This window comes from Hugonella massiliensis (genome assembly GCA_001486445.1).
Lineage (GTDB): Bacteria > Actinomycetota > Coriobacteriia > Coriobacteriales > Eggerthellaceae > Hugonella > Hugonella massiliensis.
In genome coordinates this window covers 881,237-897,666 of the sequence record LN908986.1, presented here as the reverse complement: position 1 = coordinate 897,666, position 16,430 = coordinate 881,237, and the positions used below count along the sequence as shown (strand labels likewise).

At 63.9% G+C, this 16,430-nt stretch carries 15 protein-coding genes; 1 reads left to right on the top strand and 14 read right to left on the bottom strand.

Annotation, left to right across the window (positions count from 1 at the left end; all coding sequences use genetic code 11):
- Window positions 1–9 precede the first annotated feature (9 nt).
- The 7 genes from BN3270_RS06450 to rpsO form a co-directional block, all read right to left on the bottom strand.
- Window positions 10–1,227 (bottom strand): helix-turn-helix domain-containing protein, encoded by a 1,218-nt coding sequence (locus BN3270_RS06450; RefSeq protein ID WP_058986319.1) that lies wholly within the window; start codon window positions 1,225–1,227, stop codon window positions 10–12.
- Between the two features lie 15 nt (window positions 1,228–1,242).
- A complete protein-coding gene (locus tag BN3270_RS06445) occupies window positions 1,243–3,723 on the bottom strand; it encodes an FtsK/SpoIIIE family DNA translocase (protein WP_082673403.1) in 2,481 nt (826 codons plus the stop codon).
- An 85-nt stretch (window positions 3,724–3,808) separates the two neighbouring features.
- The gene (locus BN3270_RS06440; RefSeq protein WP_082673402.1) at window positions 3,809–5,656 is read right to left on the bottom strand and encodes a ribonuclease J; all 1,848 of its coding nucleotides are present in this window, start codon (window positions 5,654–5,656) and stop codon (window positions 3,809–3,811) included.
- 12 nt (window positions 5,657–5,668) lie between these two features.
- Window positions 5,669–6,568, bottom strand: coding sequence for a 4-hydroxy-tetrahydrodipicolinate synthase (dapA, locus tag BN3270_RS06435; RefSeq protein ID WP_058986317.1), 900 nt, complete (start codon window positions 6,566–6,568; stop codon window positions 5,669–5,671).
- A gap of 188 nt (window positions 6,569–6,756) precedes the next feature.
- Window positions 6,757–7,518 (bottom strand): 4-hydroxy-tetrahydrodipicolinate reductase, encoded by a 762-nt coding sequence (gene dapB / locus BN3270_RS06430; RefSeq protein WP_058986316.1) that lies wholly within the window; start codon window positions 7,516–7,518, stop codon window positions 6,757–6,759.
- Window positions 7,519–7,610: 92 nt separating this feature from the next.
- A complete protein-coding gene (locus tag BN3270_RS06425) occupies window positions 7,611–9,917 on the bottom strand; it encodes a polyribonucleotide nucleotidyltransferase (protein WP_058986823.1) in 2,307 nt (768 codons plus the stop codon).
- Window positions 9,918–10,085: 168 nt separating this feature from the next.
- Window positions 10,086–10,373, bottom strand: coding sequence for a 30S ribosomal protein S15 (gene rpsO / locus BN3270_RS06420; protein WP_082673401.1), 288 nt, complete (start codon window positions 10,371–10,373; stop codon window positions 10,086–10,088).
- Between the two features lie 260 nt (window positions 10,374–10,633).
- On the opposite strand from rpsO, the gene BN3270_RS06415 reads away from it, so the two are divergent.
- Entirely contained in the window at window positions 10,634–10,891 is a 258-nt protein-coding gene (locus BN3270_RS06415; RefSeq protein WP_058986315.1) for a TIGR03905 family TSCPD domain-containing protein, read from the top strand.
- A 48-nt stretch (window positions 10,892–10,939) separates the two neighbouring features.
- Here BN3270_RS06415 and recO read toward each other — a convergent pair whose 3' ends face one another.
- The 7 genes from recO to BN3270_RS06380 are packed head-to-tail and all read right to left on the bottom strand — an operon-like array spanning window position 10,940 to window position 16,430.
- Window positions 10,940–11,704 (bottom strand): DNA repair protein RecO, encoded by a 765-nt coding sequence (gene recO / locus BN3270_RS06410; protein ID WP_058986314.1) that lies wholly within the window; start codon window positions 11,702–11,704, stop codon window positions 10,940–10,942.
- A 6-nt stretch (window positions 11,705–11,710) separates the two neighbouring features.
- Window positions 11,711–12,616 carry a GTPase Era gene (gene era, locus BN3270_RS06405; RefSeq protein WP_058986313.1) on the bottom strand — a complete coding sequence of 302 codons (906 nt, stop codon included), beginning with the start codon at window positions 12,614–12,616 and terminating at the stop codon, window positions 11,711–11,713.
- Window positions 12,617–12,619: 3 nt separating this feature from the next.
- A complete protein-coding gene (locus BN3270_RS06400) occupies window positions 12,620–13,000 on the bottom strand; it encodes a diacylglycerol kinase family protein (protein ID WP_058986312.1) in 381 nt (126 codons plus the stop codon).
- The gene (gene ybeY / locus BN3270_RS06395; RefSeq protein WP_058986311.1) at window positions 12,997–13,458 is read right to left on the bottom strand and encodes an rRNA maturation RNase YbeY; all 462 of its coding nucleotides are present in this window, start codon (window positions 13,456–13,458) and stop codon (window positions 12,997–12,999) included. The genes BN3270_RS06400 and ybeY overlap by 4 nt, the downstream gene beginning before the upstream one ends.
- Window positions 13,442–14,431, bottom strand: a complete 990-nt coding sequence (locus tag BN3270_RS06390) for a PhoH family protein (RefSeq protein ID WP_058986310.1) — start codon at window positions 14,429–14,431, stop codon at window positions 13,442–13,444. The genes ybeY and BN3270_RS06390 overlap by 17 nt, the downstream gene beginning before the upstream one ends.
- Entirely contained in the window at window positions 14,428–15,657 is a 1,230-nt protein-coding gene (gene mtaB / locus BN3270_RS06385; RefSeq protein ID WP_058986309.1) for a tRNA (N(6)-L-threonylcarbamoyladenosine(37)-C(2))-methylthiotransferase MtaB, read from the bottom strand. Before mtaB ends, BN3270_RS06390 begins: the two co-directional genes overlap by 4 nt.
- The gene (locus tag BN3270_RS06380; RefSeq protein WP_058986308.1) at window positions 15,654–16,430 is read right to left on the bottom strand and encodes an RsmE family RNA methyltransferase; all 777 of its coding nucleotides are present in this window, start codon (window positions 16,428–16,430) and stop codon (window positions 15,654–15,656) included. The genes mtaB and BN3270_RS06380 overlap by 4 nt, the downstream gene beginning before the upstream one ends.

Sequence of the window (16,430 nt, the reverse complement as noted above, 5' to 3'; positions counted from 1 at the left end):
GGGTGTGCATTAATCGTTCGAAGAGGACGACGTGCTCGACTTTGAGCTCGAGGAACTTGAAGTCGACTTGCTCGACTTGGAAGACGAGGAGCTCGAGGCGGACGAGCTCTTGGAACTGGATGAGGAGCTGGCCTCGGAGCTTGCTGCGGAGCTGTCGCTGCTCGACGACGAGGAGGTGGCGATGCCGTGGGCTTCGTTCCAGGCGTTGAGGACGTCGCTGAAGGTGTAGGTGTTGTTGACGATGCCCTTCTTGTTGGTCTTGAGCTCCTGCTCTTCCCCGTTGATCTTGACGGTGACCCCGTCGGCGTCGGCGCAGACGAACTTCACCTTGTCGGTGAAGGTGTAGCTGCCGCTCGTAGGCCCGGTCAGATCTTTGGCGACTTCGGTGGTGCCGTCGACGTAGATTTCGATATACGGCTTTGCCCCGTCTGCGACGGCGTACTCGAAGGTCGCTTCGGTGGGGGCCACGTCGCTTGACGATGACGAGGTGGACGACGAGGAGTCGTCGCCCGAAGCGTCTGAGCTGGACGAGGAGTCGTCGAGGCCGGTGACGGGCATGTTGGCCACCTGGTCTTCGTTGGATTTTCCCGTCCCCGAAAAGATGAAGGAGCAGACGATGATGACGATCACGAGCACAACGGCGGCTGCGATGATGAAGGGCAGCTTCGAGCGCCAGCCGTCGCCGGGGTTGGCGTAGCCGGTTCCTTCGTTCAACCGCGGCAAGAGCGACCCCGAAGAGCGCTGGGTCTTGCTGTCAGGGTAGACGCGACCAGTGTGGCCGCGTACGCCCCGGGAGCTCTTCATGCTCGAAAGTTCGTCGACGGGCGCTCCCCCGCGGGACCGGTGCGCATCGCGCGAGCGTTCGGCGCGAGGACGCGGCGCGGGCGCATCATGGCGCGATGCCCGGTGGGAGCGGCCCGCCTCATCGGCGGCCGACATGTCGATACCCGAGCTGCGCCGGCGCGAGCGCGAGATGCCCGACTGGTAGGCGTAGAGTTCCTCGATGTACATGCCGGTGATTTCGGTGGGGTTGAGGCCCAGGTAGCGCGCGTAGCCGTTGACCATGTTGCGCGTGTAGCCGCGCGGCGGCATGGCGGCGAAGTTGCTGTCTTCGATGGCGCGGAGGATGTCGGGGCGGATGCGCAGCCTGCGCGCCGTCGCGTTCAGGTCGAGACCCTTTCGCTCGCGCGTTTGGCGCAGTATCTCTCCGAAGCTGATTTCGCCCATGTATGGTTCTCCCGGTTAGTCTTCGTCGTTTTCCGCGAAGGCGCGGATCGTTTCAAGTTCTACGGTGTCGTTGACCAAAACCTCGCGCGGCTTGCTGCCGTTCGGGGGGCCGACGACGCCCTTCTCTTCGAGCATGTCCATTATACGCCCGGCCCTCGAATAGCCAACTTTCAGGCGTCGCTGGATGTTCGAGGTGGAGCCGAGTCCCGTGTTCACCACGATTTCTGCGGCTTCCCACAAAAGGGGGTCGTCTCCCCCGCCCGCGCGTCCGCCCGACCCGTCGGGTTCGGTGTCGCCCAAGCTGATGACGTTGGTTTTCAGTATCTCCTGATGGTATTCCGGTTCGCCCTGCGCCTTGAGGTGCTCGACCACAGAGTTGATCTCCTCGTCGGACACGTAGCAGCCTTGGAAGCGCTGGGGGCGCGGGTACTCGGGTTTCGAAACGAGCATGTCGCCGTTGCCGATAAGGTTTTCGGCGCCCGTGGTGTCGAGGATAACGCGGGAGTCGATGCCGCTTGCCACCGAAAGGGCGATGCGGTTGGTGATGTTAGCCTTGATGAGGCCCGTCACGACGTTGGTCGACGGGCGTTGCGTGGCCACGATCATATGGATGCCGGCCGCGCGGGCGAGCTGCGCCAAGCGGCTGATGCTCATCTCGACTTCCTTGCCGACGTTCATCATGAGGTCGGCGAGCTCGTCGATCACGATCACGATGTAGGGCAGCTCGGCGGCTTCCTCGTCGCCGATCATCATCCCCTTCTGGGCTTTGGCGTTGTATTGGCCGATGTTGCGGGCGCCGACCTTGGCGAACACCTTGAGGCGGCGCTCCATTTCGGCGACGGCCCAGGAAAGGGCGCTTGCAGCTTCCTTGCATTCGGTGACCACGGGCACGTAGAGGTGGGGAATGCCGTTATAGGGGGTGAATTCGACGCGCTTGGGGTCGATCATGATGAAGCGCACCTCGGCGGGCGTGGCGCGCATGAGGATCGACATGATCATGCCGTTGATCGACACCGACTTACCGGAACCGGTAGTACCGCCGATGAGCAGGTGGGGCATGCGGGCAAGGTCGGAAACGATGGGATGGCCCTCGACGTCTTCGCCGATGGCCACCTCGAGCGGACCCTTCCCCGCTGCGGGCAGCACGTCGCCCAAGAGGACGGTGCGGCGGTGCACGTTGGGCACTTCGATGCCCACGTAGTTGGTGCCGGGAATCGGCGAGAAGATGCGCACGCCCTGAGAGGCCATGGCAAGCGCGATGTCGTCGGTGAGGTTGGTCACGCGGCTTACGCGCACACCGCTGGGCAGGGACACCTTGAAGAGGGTGACCGTAGGGCCGGCCGCCCAGCCGACGACCTTGGCGTCGACGCCGAAATCTGAAAGGGTGTCTTGGAGGAGGGCCGCCGTTTCACGCAGGGTCTCTTCGGTTTCCTTATCGTTGGCCTGTTGGTCTGAATGCCTGAGGATCGACGGGTCGGGCAAGACGAAGCCTTCGGAAGGATGCGGCACGGCGCCCTGGGGAACGACTTTGCGCTTGCTCGCGCGGGCGGCCTTCTGATGGGAGAGCTCCTGGGCCCGCTTGGAGCCCAGCTTGCGCGTGAGCGATTGGGTGGCTGCGGGCACGGGGGCACTGGCCGCAGCCGTTCGGCGGCTGCGCGCGGGGGCCGGGTCGAGCACCTGGCTGGCGTGCGGGTCGTCGAGAGGAATCTGCTGGGTGGCGGCTTCGCTTGTCGGCAGGGGGTCGAGAGCGGAACCCATGCGGGTCGTCTTCACCGGACGGCGACGTTTGGTGGCCTGCTTGGCGGCATAGGGTGCGGCAGGAGCGGCCGAGAGGTCGGTTTCTTCCTTGGCGCGGGCGGTAGAGAATGCGGCGCGCTTGGATTGAATCTTTTCGACGAGGCCGTTGACGGAAAAGCCGATGACGATGAGCGCGATGATGACGACGCCGCCCATGATGACCGCGCTCACGACCTGCCCGAAGAGGGTGAGCAGGACCCAGGCCACCAAGGCGCCTATGTAGCCTCCCTGCGAGCGGAGGTTCTCCTCGATGAAGAGAGCCGAAAGGTTGCCCGATTCCACATTGGGAGAGAAGAGCGCGAGCAGGACGAGAATCGAGAAGAAGAGCAGCAGGAGGCCTACCGCCACACGGGTCGAGAGCCGCTCGCCTATGCGGGAGGCGAACAGGCTTACGGCTACGAGGGCCAAGACCACGGGAAGGATGTAGGCTCCGATGCCGAAACCGATATGGAGGGCGGCCGAGAGCCATTTGGTGACGATGCCCGCCTCGGGCATGGCGGCGACGATAAAGAGGGCCAAGGCGGCGACGGCGCAGACGACGCCGGCGATGTCGCGACGCGACCGTTCGTCGAGCAGGGGCTCTGCGGGCCCTTGAGCGGGCGCAGCCTGACGAGGGCGGGCAGAGGCCGCCCGCTGCTGCCGCGCGGGGGCGGCCTTGCGTTTTCCTGCGGTGGATGTCTTTTTGGTGGCCCGGGCCACGATCAGCTCCTTCGCGTTGCGTCTAAACGGGCACGGCTGCCGACGAGCGGCAGCCGTTGAAGATTGGTCGGTATGGGGGACGCGCTTAGATCTCGATAAGGTTCACGATGACCATCGGGCGCTGCTTGATGCGGTCCCACAAAAGCGACTGGAGGGATTGGCGCGCGGACTTTTCCCAGTCGCGGCGCTTTTTCTTCTGGTCTGAGAGGGCCTTTTCGAGCGAGCGCTGCACCGTGCGCTGGGCGTCGCGGGCCAGGTAGTCGTCGTCGCCGCCCGTGATGCCGCGCATTTCGACCTGGACGTCGCCAACCACATGGCGGGTGGCGGTATCAACCGCGCAGGCGACGGCCGCAATGCCCTGCTCGACGAGGACGCTGCGTTCCTGCAGGACGTCTTCGCTCGTGTCGCCAACCGAAAGGCCGTCGACGTAGACAACCCCGCTCTGCACCGGATCGCCGTAGCGCACGCCCTTCTGGCTCACTTCCAGGCATTCGCCGTTTTCGAGCAGGAAGATGTTGCGCGGGTCGACGCCCACCTGCTGGGCCAGTTCGGCATGGGCGCGCAGGTGCGTGGCTTCGCCGTGCACGGGCATGAAGGCTTTGGGCTTGACGATGGAGAGCATGATCTTGAGCTCTTCCTGTCCGGCGTGGCCCGACACGTGCACGCGCGCGCGACGCTTGTCCCAGACGTCGGCGCCTACCTTGGCAAGCAGGTTGATGACGCGGGTGACGGCTTTCTCGTTGCCGGGGACGGGCGTGGCCGAGATGATGACCGTGTCGCCCGGGTCGATGGAAATCGTCTTGTGCTCCCCTGCCGCGATGCGGGCCAAGGCCGAAAGGGGCTCGCCTTGGGAGCCGGTGCACATGACGACGACCTTTTCGGGTGGCAGCCCCTTGAGATCGTAGGCGTCGACGATGTCGTTGTCGCTGATGTGCAGGTAGCCCAAGCGGCGCGCGATGTCGGTGTTCTGCACCATGGAGCGGCCGGTGACGACCACCTTGCGGCCGGCGGCCACGGCGGCATCGCAGATCTGCTGCATGCGGTGGATGTGGCTGGCAAAGCTCGCAACGATGACGCGCCCCTTGGCCTGGCCGATCACTTCCCGCAGGGTGACACCCACCGTCGCCTCGCTCGGCGTGAAGGCGGGCACCGTGGCGTTGGTGGAATCGCTCATCATGAGGTCGACGCCGACTTTGCTGAAGCGCGCGAGGGCGCCGAAGTCGGTCGTGACGCCGTCGATCGGGGTCTGGTCGAGCTTGAAGTCTCCCGTATGGAGCACGTTGCCGGCAGGGGTCTGGAAGAAGACGCCCACAGAGCCGGGAATCGAGTGGTTTACCGCGAAGAAGTCGCAGGTGAAGCACCCCATCTTGATGCGCTGGCCCGGCTGGATCTCGACGAGCTTGGCATTCTTGATCTTATGTTCGGCGAGCTTGCCCTCGATGAGGCCCAAGGTCATCTTCGTGCCGTAGATGGGCACTTGCATGTCGAGGTCCTTCAGAAGGTAGGGCAAGCTGCCCGTATGGTCTTCGTGGCCGTGGGTGATCACGATGCCCCGCAGCTTGTCGCAGTTCTCGAGCACATAGGTGTAGTCGGGCAGGATCAAGTCGATGCCCGGATGGTCGTCGTCGGGGAACATGAGGCCCGCGTCGTCGAGCACGAGGTCGCCGTTGCATTCGAAAACGGTCATGTTCTTTCCGATGGCGTCAAGGCCGCCCAGGGGAATGACCTTGAGCGTCGCCTTGGCGTCCTTTTCGGCGGGCAGAACCTTTTGGCCGCCGTGACCACGGCTCCCGCGGCGACGGGACTTCTTTTTGGGCGCATTGTCTTCGGGCGTGAGCTTGGGCCGTTCGGTATCGAGTTCTACGTGCTTGAACGACTGAGATTGCTTGGGCCGGCGGGGAGCCTGCGAAGACTCGCTATTCTGTTTTTCCATATACGTCCTTCGTTACTGTAGAATCCCCACGGCGCGCATGACCTGCGCCAAGTCGCGGGATTCTTCTTCCGTTGCCGCTAGGAGCGGCAGGCGCAGACCGCCGACGGGAAAGCCGGCGAGGTTGAGCGCCTCTTTGATGAGAATGGGGTTGGCGGTGGTGAAGAGCTGGTGCATGAGGGGCAGCAGCTCTTCGTTGGCCTTGGCGGCTTCGTCCCAGTTGCCTGCGGCGCACAGGTCGACGATACGCTTGAAGGCGGATGGGGCCACGTTGGCGGTCGTCGAGATGACGCCTACGCCGCCGAGCTTCATGACGTCGTAGGTAAGGGCGTCGTCGCCCGAATAGACGTCGAAGCCCGCAGGGGCGCCTTCGATGACCGCTTGAATCTGACTCAGGTCGCCGGAAGCCTCTTTGATGCCCGTGATGTTGGGGCAGTCGTGCGCCAGGCGCAGGGTGGTCGCTGCTTCCATGTTCTTCCCGGTGCGACCCGGAATGTTGTAGATGAGGATCGGCAGGTCAACGGCGTCGGCAACGGCTTTGAAATGCGCGTAGAGGCCCTCTTGAGGGGGTTTGTTGTAGAAGGGGACCACGACGAGCAGGCCATCGACGCCCGTTTCCTTGGACGCGCGCGCCGCTTCGATCGTGTCGGCGGTGCAGTTGGTGCCCACGTTGGCGATTACCGGCGCGTCGCCGCCGAGCTCTTCGACCACGGCTTTCCACACCTCGAGCTTCTTGTCGAAATGAACCGTAGGGCCCTCGCCGGTCGTGCCGAACACGAGAACGGAATCGCACCCGTCATCTACCAGCTTGCGCGCCAGCTTCTTGCAGCGCTCGACGTCGACGTCGAGCTTGTCGTCCATGGGGGTGACCATGGCGGGAATAAGGCGGCCGAAGCGCGGGTTGGTAGATGACATGCTGTCTCCTTTGGTTGCGTTCACCTGGTCAGACATATGTCCTTAGTATCGCACGTAGGCTGCCCTCGAAAGACGAAGTTCTTGAAACCTTCGCAAGGGCGCGGGGCATCGCCCCTCTGGTCCTGTTTGAAGCGCAGATGCGCAACGCCCCTGCCGGCTGGCAAGGGGCGTTGCGGTGCGGGGCCTTCTTACATGAAGTTTTCGAGGCCCACGATGAGCCCCTCGCGCTCGCCTACGCTGCGGATGCCCAAGAGGACGCCCGGCATATAGCTTTCGCGATCCCAGGAATCATGCGTGATCGTGAGGGTCTGCCCCATCGACCCGAAGATGACCTCCTGCTTGGCGACGAAACCCATGCTGCGCACCGAGTGTACGGGGACCCCGTCGACGAGGGCGCCGCGTGCGCCTTCGGCACCGGGAAGCTCGGTTTCCTTGCCCGGAGCGGAGCTTTCGAAGCCACGCGCGGCGGAAATCATGCGGGCGGTATTGACGGCCGTACCGCTCGGGGCATCCTTTTTGCGGGCATGATGGAATTCGATGACCTCTGCTTCCGGGAAGTACGGGGCGGCAGCTTTGGCGAACTGCATCATGAGGACGGCGCCCGTTGTGAAGTTGGGCGCGTAGAAGATGGCGGTGCCGGCGGGCGCGCGCCCGGCGAGCTCTTCGAGCTTTTCTTGGGAAAGACCCGTGGTGCCTACGACGCAATCGACGCCGGCGGGCAGGGCGGCACGCAGGTTGGCCTCTACGACCGCAGGTTGGGTGAAGTCGACCATGACGTCGAATGATGCGGCGTCAAGCGCTTCGGCGACCGAAGGGTAGATGGGGAAATCGGCCTCTTTGCGGAAGGGGTCGATGCCGCACACGAGTTCCATATCGTCGGCGGATTGGACGGCGTTGACGACAGCGGACCCCATGCGCCCGCAGCACCCGCTCACTGCTACCTTGATCATATGTACCTCCTTGTGATAAACGGTTGCGCCTCGGTGAGGCTGCAACCAAGAGAAAAGGGCGGGACCCTACGTCCCGCCCTTCTTATCTGCGACTAGTCGTCGTAGCGGTGGTTGCGCGGACGGCGATGGTCGGAGCCGCCGCGTCCCCCGCGATCGCCGGGATGACGGCCCGGGCCACGGTCGTTGCGGTTACGGTCGCCGCGGTCGTCGCGGCCATGGCCGCCGCGGTCTCCGCGCGGGCGGTCGAAGCGGCGTTCGCGGCCGCGGTCGTCACGACGCTCGCGGTGCTCGCGCGGCTGGAAGGAGCCTTCGGGCGCATCGGGCTTGTCGATGCGGTCGAGGCTGATCTTGCCGTTCTCGCCCACTTCGATGACCTGCACCTTTACGCGGTCACCGATGTTGAGGACGTCTTCCACCTTGCCGACGCGGCCGTTGGCCATGCGGCTGATATGGAGCAAGCCGTCCTTGCTCGGGGTGAGCTTGACGAAAGCGCCGAAGTCTTTGATGCCGACAACGGTGCCGATGTAGACCTCGCCCACCTCGGGTTCTTTGACGATGCCGAGAATGGCCTTCTTGGCGGCTTCGCCAGCGGGGCCCTCGACGGCGGCGATATGCACGGTGCCGTCTTCCTCGACTTCGATCGTCGCACCCGTCTCTTCCTGCAGGCTGCGGATGACCTTGCCGCCGGTGCCGATGACGTCGCGGATCTTGTCGACGGGAATCTTGATCGTCTCGATGCGGGGCGCCGTCTCGCGCAGCTCGGCGCGGGGTTCGGGGATTTCCTGGAGCATGGCGTCGAGGATGAAGGCGCGACCTTCCTTGGCCTGCTGCAGGGCGGCACCGAGGATTTCGGTGGACAGGCCCTTGGCCTTGTTGTCCATCTGGAGGGCGGTGATGCCCTTGGCGGTGCCCGTTACCTTGAAGTCCATGTCGCCCAGGAAGTCTTCGAGGCCCTGGATGTCGGAAAGGATGACGTGCTTGTCGCCTTCCTGGATGAGGCCCATGGCGATGCCCGAAACAGGGGCCTTGATTGGCACGCCGGCGTCCATGAGCGCAAGGGTCGAGCCGCAGGTGGAAGCCATGGAGCTCGAGCCGTTGGACTCGAGGATTTCAGATACGACGCGGATGGCGTAGGGGAAATCGTCTTCGCTGGGCAGCACGGGCAAAAGGGCGCGTTCGGCGAGGGCGCCATGCCCCACCTCGCGGCGCTTGGGGGCGCCGATGCGGCCGGTCTCGCCGGTGCAGAAGGGCGGGAAGTTGTACTGGTGCATATAGCGCTTGCCCTCTTGCGGGTCGATCGTGTCGAGACGCTGGCCTTCGCGCAGGGTGCCCAAGGTGCACACCGACAGGGCCTGGGTCTGACCGCGCTGGAAGAGGCCGGAACCGTGGACGCGCGGCAAATAGCCGGGCTTGATGTAGAGCGGGCGGATGTCCTTGGGGCCGCGGCCGTCGACGCGCTCGTTGGTGTCGACGATCATCATGCGCATGGCGTGCTTTTCGAGCGCCTTGCAAGCGGCTGCCAAGTCGCTGGCCCACGCCGCGCGCTCTTCTTCGGTGAAGTCGTTCTGCTTTATCGATTCCTTGAGGGCTTCGACCTTGGCGATGCGCGACTGCTTGTCGGCGTCCTTCAGGGCGGCCGACATCTCGTCGTAGTGAGCGTTCACGCGCTCGGCGATGCTCGGGTCGGCCTCATGCAGCTTGTATTCGAGCGGCTGCGGGTTGACCTTGTCGAGGAAACGCTGCTGCGCCTGGCAGAACTGGGCGATGGCCTCCTGGCCGAAGTTCATTGCCGCGAGCATGTCGACCTCGCTGATCTCTTCGGCGCCCGCTTCGACCATGCTGATGTAGTGCTCGGTACCGGCGATCGTGAGGTTGAGATCGGAGCCTTCGAGCTCTTCGTAGGTGGGATTGACGATGAAGTCGCCCGTTTCGGTGTTGCGACCGATGCGCACGCAGGCCACCGGGCCGTCGAAGGGCGCCCCGCCTGCGAGAAGGGCCGCCGAAGCGCCGTTCACGCTGATGCAGTCGGGGGCGTTTTCGCCGTCGACCACGAAGGTGGTCGCGACGATCTGCACCTCGTTCTTGAAGCCGTCGGGGAAGCCCGGGCGGATGGGACGGTCGATCATGCGGGCCGTGAGGGTGCCCTTTTCGCTTGCCTTGCCCTCGCGCTTCAGATAGCCGCCGGGGATACGGCCCACGGCGTACATCTTCTCCATGAAGTCGACGGTCAGAGGGAAGAAGTCGTAGTCGCGTTCTTCCTTTGAAACCACGGCGGTGACGAGCACCGTGGTGTCGCCTTGGGTTACGAGCACGGCGCCGGTGGCCTGCTTGGCCAGCTCGCCCGTTTCGAGGCGGTAGGTCTTACCGTAGAGCTCGAACTCTTCAACGATTTTGTCCATATGCGGATCTTTCTCTTCCTTCATGCCCTATTGCACGAAGCTTCTTCGAACGGTGGACTCTCCCCCGTTCGCGAGCAGACGCGCCCTGCGCGTCCGACCGCTTCTTACCCAGCCGGCAACCGAACCGACCGGACAAAGCAAACGCCCGCAGATGCGGGCGTTTCGCTGCTACACGTTGTCGCGGATGCCAAGTTTCTTGATGAGCGCGCGATACTCTTCGATGTCGCGGTTCTTGATGTACTTGAGCAGGCCGCGGCGCTTACCGATGAGCATCATGAGGCCACGACGAGAATGGTTGTCCTTCTTGTGGACCTTGAGGTGCTCGGTAAGGTTCTTGATGCGCTCGGTGAGAATTGCAACCTGAACCTCGGCGGAACCCGAGTCCTGCTCGTTCTTGCCGTATTCCTTGAGGAGCTCGGCTACGCGCTCTTTGGAAATGCTCAGCTTGTCAGCCATGCTTCCACCTTTCCTGCCGGTGTGTAAATCCGGCACGTTGCATTCGCTTCCGACTGAGAGCACATGCGGTGGTGCGTGCGCGCCAAGTGGGAAGTACGCTGCCCTTTGCAGCTTTGCAGAGTATACGTGAAGCTCCGGCCCCGGCTGCGGCTGGTCTGGGCGAATCTACCACCTGAACACAAATGGAGCGCAGGCCGGGTACGGGCGGTTTTCGGTCGGGTATACTGCACCTCCGTACGCATTGGCAGAGAGGAGCGCGCATGGGAACTCGGTTTTCGTACACCCCGCGCGGGGTGTGCAGTCGGCAAATCAATGTAGAGCTCGACGGCGACATCATCGAACACGTTGATTTCGTCGGCGGCTGCAATGGCAACCTGAAGGCCATAGGCAAACTCGTGCAGGGCAAATCGGTCGAAGAGGTGGCCGCCCTTCTCGAGGGGAACACCTGCGGACCGCGCCCCACCAGTTGCACCGACCAGATGGTCAAGGCCTTGCGCGCCGCGCGCGCGGCTCAATAGGGGCCCACGAGCAGTCGGGGCGAACGGGCGCCGCGTGGGTACCGACTGCTAGAACAGACCGCACGAGAAAAGGAAGTCGGCTGATTTCAGGCGCACGCCCGCATTCGCCGCAAGCCACCGGCGGGCGAAATCGAGGACGTCGAAGGCAGTGGTCGTTTCGATGCCGCTCGCGGCGAGGGCGTCGAAGGTGGACATGAGAAGGAAGCGCGCCCAGTCTATCGTCGATGTTTGGACGCGTACTGTTTCATAGTGCATGGCGCAACATGCGCACACGACTCCCCCATCAAGAAAAGATATACGCGTCCAGTCTTTATCGTGGTCGAGGGGCATCCCGCATTCGATGCACTCGTCGAGCTGCGGACGAAAGCCCAGCAGAACCGAAAGCTTGAGCAAAAAGGCGGCCGTCACGGCGGGAGCCCGGCTTGGTTCTATGGTTGCCGCATGGTCGAGCGCGACGCGCGTCATGTCGAAGAGGCGGGCGATGGGCAGGTCGTGTTGGGCGGTTCTATCGAGCGCTTCCAGCATGGGAAGGGCGGCCGCGCTTCGCTGGATATCGGTGCGCAGGGCTTCGTGGGCACCGAGAAGCCGTGCTTCCGTCACCACATCGAGCGACCGCCCGGGCGCTATCTCACATTCGCAGACCCCGAACAGATCGAGGCGGGCCGCGAAGGGGTTGGTGGGTTTGAGCGCGCCGCGCGCCACCAGGTCAAGCCGGGACCCGTCGTCTTTGAGACAGTCGAGGATAACGTCGCTCTCCCTTAGGCGCTTCTTGCGAAGAACGATAACCTTACAGGTATAGGTTTGCTTTCCCACGGTCCCTTAGGCGCCCTCGCCGTAGCCGAACCGTTCGATTTGCGTGAGATCGCGCCGCCAGTTCTTGCGCACTTTCACATGCAGGTCGAGGAAGACGCGGCAGCCGAGCAACTGCTCTAAATCGATACGCGCTTCGGTGCCCACGCGCTTGAGGGCACGACCTCCCTTGCCGATGATCATCCCCTTCTGGCTTTCGCGTTCAACGTAAATCGTGGCGAACACGCGCTCGAGATCCTTTTTCTTGTCGTACTCGAGTTCGTCGCAGATCACGCCGATGGCATGGGGTATTTCCTCACGGAAGGACCGCAAGATCTTCTCGCGGATGAATTCGGCAACGATTACTTCGGTAGGCTGGTCGGTGTCCATGTCGGCCGGGAACCACTGGGGGCCTTCGGGGAGGAGGCCGGCGACCGTGTCGAGGAAGGTGGACACCCCTTCCCCCGTTTTGGCGGAAAGCTCTACGACGGCATCCCATGAGCCCGCCTGCGATGCCGCTTCGATTTGACGATCGATGGCCGCTCGGTTTGCAAGGTCGATCTTGCTGATCACGAGGATATGGGCGGCCTTGGTCTGCTGGACCATCTTGGCGACCCACTCGTCGCCGCGGCCGTAGGGTTTGCTCGCATCGACGAGGAAGGCCACCGCGTCGATGCCGTCGAGCGCCTGGGCGGCCGATTCGTTGAGGGCGTCGCCCAGGGCGTCGTGCGGCTTGTGGACGCCCGGGGTGTCCACAAGCACGAGCTGGTAGTCGGGCGTGGTATGCACGGCTCGGAAGCGATGGCGGGTGGTCTGCGCCGTGTCGCTCGTGATGGCGATTTTCTTGCCAACAACGGCGTTGATGAGCGTCGATTTACCGGCGTTCGGACGTCCGAGCAGGGTTACGAAGCCCGAACGGAAGGGGGCGGTTTCCATATATTACCAACCTAACAGCGTGAGAATATGGGGGACGAAGACGATGAGCCCTACCGCAAGGGAAGCGAGGCTGAAGACGAGCACGGCGCCCGCCGCAAGGTCTTTCGCGGCTTTGGCGAGCGGGTCGATACGGGGGCAGGCCAAATCGACCGCATCCTCGACAGCGGTGTTCATGCATTCCCCGCCGAGCACCAGGCCGATGCAGACGAGCAGGGCGCACCACTCCCCCGCCGAGACGTGAAAGAAGAAGCCGAGTGCAATGACCAGGACGGCCGCTCCCGTTTGCACGCGGATGTTGCGGCCGACTCGATAGCATTCGGCGATACCGGCGAGGGCGTAGCGGAAGGATTTGAGAAAGGGGGTGGTTGAAGAGCCCGGTTTCATTTTCGGCTCCGCCAGGCTTTGAGGAGCTCGTCTTCACGCGATTCCATGATGGCAGCTTCGTCGTCTTCGATATGGTCGTAGCCGCACAGATGGAGCAAGCCGTGGGTGATGAGCAGTTCGAGCTCTTCGGCGAAGGTGGTGCCGTAGAGGGCGGTTTGACGTTCGCAGACGTCGACGGCGATGACGATGTCGCCGAGTTCGTAAGGTTGGTCGGCCCCCTCATCGGCCGCGAAATCGTCGTCGAGGTTGTCGCACTCGAAGCTGAGCACGTCGGTGGGGCCCTGACGATGGCGATAGCCTTCGTTGAGGCGGGTCATTTCATCGTCGTCGACAAAGCTGATGGAGACTTCAGTGTTGGCGGGCTTGCCTTCCTGGGAGATCACGAATTGGGCGAGCTCTTCGACGGGCAGGTCCTCGGTCATCTCGGGCCGCCAGGTGCGGTTAACGGTTATCTCCATCGATCTTCCTTCTCGACGACGCCTGTTCTTCTTCCCTATTGTAGGCCGCAATGATGGCCGCGACCAGGGAGTGTCGCACCACATCGGTTCCGTTGAAGGAGCAGAAGGCGATATCGTCGATACCGTCGAGTACCTGGTGCACCTGGGCGAGGCCCGACCGGCCGCGCGGTAGGTCGGTTTGCGAGACGTCGCCGGTGACGACCATTTTCGACCCGAACCCGAGACGCGTGAGGAACATCTTCATCTGCTCGTGCGTGGCGTTTTGCGCTTCGTCGAGCACGACGAAGCTGTCGCTCAAAGTGCGGCCGCGCATGAAGGCGAGCGGGGCGATTTCGACCGTGCCGTCCTCAATCATCTGCAGGGCCCATTCTCGGTCGCTCATGTCGAACAGGGCGTCGTAGAGCGGGCGGATGTAGGGATCGACCTTCTCGTCGAGGGTCCCGGGAAGAAAGCCCAGGCTCTCGCCGGCTTCGACCACCGGTCGGGACAGCACGATCCGGCCCACCTCCCGGCGTTTGAGGGCGGAAAGGGCAAGCGCCATGGCCAAGTAGGTCTTGCCGGTGCCAGCCGGGCCGATGGCGAAGGTGATCGTGTGCGAGCGGATGGCGTCGACATAGGCTTTCTGCCCCGCCGTTTTAGGCCGCACCGCTGTTCCGCGATGCACGAGGATGACATCGTTGCGCAGTTCGGCGGGTGCGTAGGCGCCCGTGTGCAAGAGCTCGATCGCATGGGTCACGTACGCAACGTCGGGCACTCTTCCCTGCTCGACCGATTTCATCAGGTCGTCGAACAAAGACCCCAGGGCTTTGGTTTCGATTGGGTCGCCCTTGATTTTCACCTCGTTGCCGCGTACGGTGACGCGCGCGTTGAAGGCTTTTCTGATGGCTTCCAGATTGGCGTCGCGGGGGCCCACCACGAGGGCCATGTCGACGCCGTCGGGCGCTGTGATCGAAAGCTGTTGGGAATCGGTCATAGGCGGAATGCACCTTCTTCCGTAAATGTCTTCAGCTGCAAGTCGATGAGCGAACCGCGCGGGGCGATACCGTTCACCTCGACGGGGAAATAGGACTCAGAGGTCCCGCGCCCCTCGGATTCGACGAGCACGCGCTCAAGGCTCCCCTCTCGGCTTCGCGCCGCCTCTTGGCGCAGCTCGCGTGCAAGCGCGGACAGACGATGGGCTCGGTCGGCGATCACGTCTGCGGGAATTTGGTCGAGGCGTGCCGCCGCGGGCGTACCGGCCCGCTTCGAGTAGCGGAAGACGTGGATCTTGCTGAAACGGCAGGCGCGGGCCATGTCGAGGGTGTCCTGGAAGTCCTGTTCGGTCTCGCCGGGAAATCCCACGATGATATCGGTGGAAAGCGACAGGCCGGGGACGTCGCGATAGAGGGAGTCAACGATGTCTTGGTATTCCTTGGCCGTGTAGGGGCGGTCCATGTCGGCGAGGACACGGGTGCTTCCCGCCTGCAGGGGCAGGTGAAGATGGCGGCAGATCCAACCATCGGAGGTGGCGAGCGCGCGCGAAAGCTCGGGCGTCACATCGCGCGGTTCGACGCTCGAGATGCGGACGCGCACGCCGGGAAGGGCGTCGCGCACGGCGAGGGCGGCGCCGGCGAGGGTGGCCCCCTCGCTACGATAGCTGCCCAGGTTGATTCCGGTGAGGACAATTTCGCGCGCGCCGGCATCGGCGAGCGCCCGCGCCTGGACGAGGACCTGGGAGAGCGGAAGCGAGCGCGCCTTGCCGCGCGCCACATGGACGATGCAGTAGGTGCAGGCGTTGTCGCAGCCGTCCTGGATCTTGAGTCCCGCGCGCGTGGGGAATTCCTCCCCGAAGCGCACGGGCACCACCGGATTGGGGCATGCCGCCCCCTCGCCCTCCGGCGCGAGCTCGTCGCAGATGTCGGCCACGGCCGCCTTCCCGCAGACGATGACCCGATCGTCTATGGCTTCGAAGTCGTCGGCGTGGAGGGCGGCGGCGCAGCCGGTGACGAGGACGCGCGCGTCGGGATGGTCCTTGAGCGCGCGTCTGACGGCCTTGCGGGCTTTCTTGTCGGCTTCCCCGGTTACGGTGCAGGTGTTAACGACGATCGCCCGAGCCCCCTCGTCAGACAGGGTGTGGCCGCGGGACTCCAATTGGGCAACGATCGTATCCGATTCGACGCGGTTGACCTTGCATCCCAGATTCACGAGGGCAAACCTCATCGCAGCTCCCCCAGTTCGTAGAGGGCGAGCGCCGGCGCGACGAGGCCTGCCGTCTCAGTGCGCAGGATGCTCGATCCCAAGGTGATCGACCGGGCATGCGGAGCGGCATCCTTGAAGAGGGTGACCTCATCTTCGGAAAGGCCGCCTTCCGGCCCGACCACGAGGGACACCCGCGCGCAGGCGGGCGCGCAGGCGGATGCTGCGAGGGCCTCTGAAAGGGCCTCGCGCAGGTCGCAGGAGCGCTCCTCTTCCCAGCAAACGAGCGTCGCGGTGTCTTGCGCGCAGAGCTGCGCGGCGCGGGAGACGCTCTGGGGCTCCCGGACGTGGGGAATGCGGGGCTGGCCCGACTGCATGGCGGCGCTCTTCACGATTGCCTCCCAGCGGGCGAGGCGTTTAGCCGTGCGTTTGGGGTCGAGCTTGACCACGCTGCGGGCGCAGACGACCGGCACGAACTCGGCAACGCCCAGTTCGGTGGCATGGCGAAAGACCTCGTCGACCTTATCGCCTTTGGCAAGCCCCTGAAAGAGGCGGACGTAGGGCCGCTCCCGTGGCTTTTCGGCATGGCCGCAGATGCGCACGCTCATCGCCTCGGGGTCGACGATCTCGCATTCGAAGTAGTCTGACTGGGCGTCGACGACGGCGATATGCTCGCCTGCGGCAAAGCGCAGAACCCGCGCATGCTTGACGTCGTCGGCGGCCAGGGCAAGCGCGAAGACGGCGTCCGTCTCGCGCGCGAGCACCTGTTCAGGCAGGAAGAACCTGGGAAGGCTCAT